This is a genomic window from Kitasatospora nipponensis (assembly GCF_039528135.1).
GTDB classification, from domain to species: domain Bacteria; phylum Actinomycetota; class Actinomycetes; order Streptomycetales; family Streptomycetaceae; genus Kitasatospora; species Kitasatospora nipponensis.
The window spans coordinates 1-701 of sequence record NZ_BAAALF010000717.1; the positions used below are offsets into that span (position 1 = coordinate 1).

Genomic DNA, 701 nt, shown 5'->3' on the forward strand with positions numbered 1-701 from the left:
CACGTGGACACCGTGCACGGTCCGGCCGCCTTCTTCGGCCTGTCCACCCTGACCGCCGGTCAGCGGGTCGGGGTGGACCGGGCGGACGGATCCGTGGGCCGCTTCACCGTCGACGCGGTGGAGAACCACCCCAAGGACGGCTTCCCCGAGCAGCGCGTCTCCGGCCCCGCCCCGCGCCCCGAACTGCGCCTGATCACCTGCGGCGGCCGCTACGACCGGGCGCACGGCGGTTACCAGGAGAACACAGTGGTCTACGCCCATCTCAACTGACGTCAACTGCACCTCCAGTACCTGGAGTTGACGATGCTCGAAGGCATCGAACAGGCCGTTGTCGCGTGCGACACTGTCCTTCCCGCTCGACCGGGCGGCGGTACTTGCCCCGTGCTGGAGGATCGTGATGGCGGTAGCGGGAGACCTGCACGTGGTCTTCGTCCATGGTCTGTTCTCGTCCGGGAAGGTGTGGGCCGAGTTCGAGCAACTGCTGCTCGCCGACCCGGAACTGGCCGGGGCCGTCACCGTGCACCGCTTCCAGTACGAGTCGCCGGTCCTGCGGACCCGGGTGCACCGCCGCATCCCGGAGACGGATGACATCGCGGACCGGCTGCGCACCTACCTGAGCACCGAGCTGCGGCACGCCGAGGCCGTCGTCCTGGTGACCCACAGTCAGGGCGGACTGGTGGTGCAGCGGTTCCTGGCCCGGG

Annotated in this window: 2 protein-coding genes; both read left to right on the forward strand. The window is 69.5% G+C overall.

The genetic code is table 11. The features are described 5' to 3' along the window. Positions 1–270 (forward strand): sortase domain-containing protein (locus ABD323_RS42890; protein ID WP_344447460.1); only part of this gene is annotated, 270 nt, incomplete at its 5' end. A 127-nt stretch (positions 271–397) separates the two neighbouring features. Next, positions 398–701, forward strand: a 304-nt coding sequence (locus ABD323_RS42895; RefSeq protein WP_344447461.1) for an esterase/lipase family protein, incomplete at its 3' end; no start/stop codon positions are given.